Source organism: Streptomyces sp. NPDC004667 (assembly GCF_040609475.1).
Classification (GTDB): Bacteria; Actinomycetota; Actinomycetes; order Streptomycetales; family Streptomycetaceae; genus Streptomyces.
Map to the genome: position 1 here is coordinate 1 of NZ_JBEXKC010000205.1, position 4,024 is coordinate 4,024.

The window sequence follows — 4,024 nt, forward strand, 5'->3', positions numbered from 1 at the left end:
GCGCTCACGGCGAGGTCGGTCTCCGGGCACGACACCCGGTAGTCGTCGCGCAGCGAGGCGTGGCCCGCGGTGAGGATCGGGCCGAGGGCCGCCGCGTCGCCCTCCCGCAGCCGGGAGACGGCCTCCGTGACCCGGGCGTTCTCGGTCACGACGTGGCGCACCAAGGGCACGAGTTCCGCCGGCAGGGCCCTCAGGACCTTCGGCAGTTCCCCGGCGTCCACGTCGCGCAGGGCGGGCAGCCCGAGCAGCGCGGCCGCGCGTTCGCAGCCCGCCCGCAGGGCGGCGTACGCCCCGTCGGCGAGGTCGTGGGAGACCCGGGTGTCGATCACCAGCAGCCCCAGCCCCTGGCCCCGCAGGTCCAGGGGCACCTGCCGGTGGTCCTGCGGGGTACGGGCGTCGAGGTGGAGGGCGGCCTCGGCGGTGCAGCAGATCGAGGCCATCTGGTCCATGATCCCGCAGGGGACGCCCGCGAAGGCGTTCTCCGCGCGCTGGGCGATCCGGGCCAGTTCGGGCCCGGGCAGCCCCAGCCCGTACAGCGCGTCGTAGGCGACGGCGACCACGCACTCCAGCGCCGCCGAGGAGGACAGGCCGGCGCCGGTGGGCACCGTGCTGTCGAAGTGGAGGTCCGCTCCCCCGACCGGGTGGCCCGCCTCGGCGAGTGCCCAGACCACGCCGGCCGGGTACGCGGCCCAGCCCGTCACCGCCCCCGGGGCCAGTGCGGCCACGGACAGTTCGGTGATCCCGCCCTCCCCCTGCGCGCTGTGCAGCCGCAGCCGCCCGTCCGTACGGGCGCGGGCGGCGAGCAGGGTGTTGCGCGGGAGGGCGATGGGGAGGGCGAACCCGTCGTTGTAGTCGGTGTGTTCACCGATGAGGTTCACCCGCCCCGGCGCCGCCCAGACCCCGTCCGCGGGCCCTGCGAAGAGCCGCGCGAAGACGTCCGCGACGCCGTCGGCCCGGCTGTCGTCCTCCCCCTGGGCGGTGCGGTTCACGCGAGGGCCTCCCGCAGTCGTCGCGCGGCCTCCTCGGGGGCCACGTCGTTGATGAAGGCTTCCGTCCCGGACTCGGTGCCTGCGAGGAACTTGAGCTTGTCGGGCGTGCGCCGCACGGTGAACAGCTCCAGGTGCAGGGCCAGTTCCTCCCCGCCGGTGCGGGGGGCCTGGTGCCAGGCCGAGATGTACGGGGTGGGGGCCGGCCCCTGCGGCTGCCCCGGCAGGGGGAACAGCCGGTCGAACCGGCGCAGCAGGTCCAGGTAGAGCTCCGGGAACTCGGCCCGCTCGGCCTCGGTGAGGCGGGTCAGGTCGGGGACGCGGCGGTGCGGGTAGAGGTGCACCTCGTACGGCCAGCGGGCGGCGTAGGGCACGAAGGCGGTCCAGTGCTCCCCGGCCGTCACCACGCGGTCGGTGGCGGCGCGGGCGCCGGCCAGCAGGTCCTCGAAGAGGTTGCGTCCGGTGGCGGCGCGGTGTGCGGTCGCGGCGGCCGTCATCTTGACGGTGCGCGGTGTGACGAACGGGAAGGCGTAGATCTGGCCGTGCGGGTGGGCGAGGGTCACCCCGATCTCGGCCCCCCGGTTCTCGAAGCAGTACACCTGCTCGACTTCCGGGAGGGCCGAGAGCTCCGCGGTGCGGTCGGTCCAGGCGTCCAGGACCAGGCGGGCGGCGGCCGGGGTGAGGTCGGCGAAACCGGCCTCGTGCTCCGGGGTGAAGCACACCACCTCGCAGCGTCCGGCCCCGCCCGCCAGGGAGGGGAAGCGGTTCTCGAAGACGGCCACCTCGTAGTCGTCGGCCGGGATCTCGCTGAGCCGGCCGTCCCGCGAGGGGCAGAGCGGGCATTCACCGGCGGGCGGGTGGTAGGTGCGGTCCTGCCGGTGGGAGGCGATGGTGATCCAGTCACCGGTCGCCTCGTCCCGCCTCAGGTGCGGGCGGCTGCTCACCCGGTCCAGCGGGCGCGCATCGGGCGCATCGCGCACGGCGCCTTCGTCGGTGTCGAAGTAGATCAGTTCGCGGCCGTCCGCGAGTTTCGCAAGAGTCTTCTTCACTCGCCAAGACTAAACAGATCACACATCAAATCAACAGCGTGGAGCCGATCATTCTACAGAAATCAACAACACTCGATGGGGTCCTGTTGCTTTCCGAGCGGTTCTCCCCGCCGTCAGGCTCCGGGGACGGGGTCCGCGGACACCGGCCCGGTGGTCGCCCGGATGACCAGTTCGGGGTCGAACAGCAGCTCCCCCGTCGGCACGTCCCGGTTGCTCACCAGCGCCAGTACGCTGCGGCCCACCTCCAGCGCCAGCCGGTCGGCGGGCTGGCGCACCGTGGTCAGGGGAGGATCCGTGAACTCGGTGATGGCCGAGCCGTCGTAGCCCACCACCGATACGTCCCCGGGCACCGAACGCCCGTGCCGGCGGACGCCCCGGATCGCGCCGAGGGCCATGTAGTCGCTGGCCGCGACGATCGCGGTGGCGCCCAGGGCGAGCAGCGGGCCGACGGCGGCCTGGCCGCCCTCCACCGTGTAGGACTGCCGGATCACCCAGCGCTCCGGCTCCTCGATGCCCCGCTTGGCCATGGCCTCCAGGAAGCCCCGCACCCGGCGGTCGGCGGGCTGGTTGCCGGCCGGGCCGGAGGCCATCCCGATCCTGCGGTGACCCAGTCGGTGGAGGTGGTCGACGGCCAGTTCGGCGGCGAGGGCGTCGTCGGTGGAGAAGACCGGGGTGGGCACCCCGTCCGCGAACTCGCCGTTGATCCCCACGTAGGGGACCCGGCGCTGCCGCAGCAGTTCGTACGTCTCGGTGTCGGCGCCGTCGACGGTGTTGGACGCGGACAGGAAGACCACGGCCGCGACTCCCTTGTCCACGAGCGCGGAGATGAAGTCCCGCTCCTGCACTCCGCCCGGGAAGGCGGGGCACAGGATCGTCTTGAGTCCGTGCGGGGCGAGGGCCGACTCGATGCGCTCGGCGACATCGGCGAAGAACGGGTTGGAGACGAACTCGGTGATCACCGCGACCAGTTGGCCCTGGACCTGCCGTTCGTAGCCGAGCTCCGCCATGGCCTGCTCGACCGCGTCCCGGGTCTTCTTCGACACGCCCTGGCGCCGGTTGATCACCCGGCTGACGGTCGCCTCACTGACCTGGGCGCGGGCTGCGACCTCGGTGATCCCGACCTTCATCGCGGTCCTTCCGTGATCGTGAGCGATGCCATGCCGCCGCGCGGCACGGCGAGCGAGCGCGCCCCCTCCGGCAGGTACGTCGGCGGATCGTCCATGATACGGCCGTCCGGCCCGTGGACCACGCCCTGGACCCGGCCCCCGCCGCCCAGTACCTCGACCATCACCCGGTCCCGGTCCGAGCCGTTGACCACGCAGAAGTGCCGGTACGCGGAGAGGTCCAGTGGGACGACGCGGTCGCCGTGGACGCTCAGCAGGCAGTGCTCCCCGGTGCTCGCCCGCACCAGCGGGTACAGCTCGTCGGGGCGGCCCGGTTCCACGTCCCCGTCCAGCAGCAGCTCGCGGTGGCCCCGCCACTGCGCCAGCCAGAAGCCGATCGCGTCCCGGTGCGCCGCGGGCACCCGGTCCAGCCGTACGGAGATCTGCGGCACGGAGTGCAGGGCCCCGATCAGCTGCCGGGCCACCGTCGTCACGGGCGCGTCGGCCGACCACAGGAGCATGTCGGAGTGGACGGCTCCGCCGACGGCGAGCAGTGCCGTGTCGAGGGTGCGGACCCGGTTCGCGGTCGCGTCCCCCGGGCAGTCGAAGGAGCGCAGCATGTTGCCGAAGGGGGCCATACCGGGTCCCGTGTAGGGCTGGCGCAGTTCCAGGAGCACCCCCGGGCGTACGGATTCCAGGGCCGCTCGCAGTTCGGCCAGCAGGGTCACCATGGCCTGTCCGACGTCCCCCGCGCCGTCGCCCGCGTACACCATGGCCTGGTCGAGGAAGTCGAGCTTCAGTCCGTCGAGTCCGTACGCGCCGACCAGCCGGGCGCAGAGGCCGACCACGTGCGCGCGCACCTCGGGGCGGCGCGGGTCGAGCACGT

The 4,024-nt window shown here is 73.2% G+C and carries 3 protein-coding genes and 1 pseudogene; all 4 read right to left on the reverse strand.

Annotated features, from left to right (window positions below):
* The coding region (gene galK / locus ABZW32_RS39170; RefSeq protein WP_356225604.1) for a galactokinase at window positions 1-989 on the reverse strand (989 nt) is incomplete at its 3' end.
* Entirely contained in the window at window positions 986-2,035 is a 1,050-nt protein-coding gene (gene galT, locus ABZW32_RS39175; RefSeq protein WP_356225606.1) for a galactose-1-phosphate uridylyltransferase, read from the reverse strand. The genes galT and galK, both read right to left, overlap by 4 nt.
* A gap of 113 nt (window positions 2,036-2,148) precedes the next feature.
* Complete coding sequence (locus ABZW32_RS39180) at window positions 2,149-3,162, reverse strand: LacI family DNA-binding transcriptional regulator (protein ID WP_356225608.1); 1,014 nt, start codon at window positions 3,160-3,162, stop codon at window positions 2,149-2,151.
* Window positions 3,159-4,024, reverse strand: a pseudogene (locus tag ABZW32_RS39185) (alpha-galactosidase); the annotation flags it as partial. The gene ABZW32_RS39180 and the pseudogene ABZW32_RS39185, both read right to left, overlap by 4 nt.

What these genes read in the sequence shown, in the direction of transcription:
- ABZW32_RS39180 (WP_356225608.1), bottom strand. Translation starts at nt 3,162, where the DNA reads ATGAAGGTCGGGATCACCGAGGTCGCAGCCCGCGCCCAGGTCAGTGAG.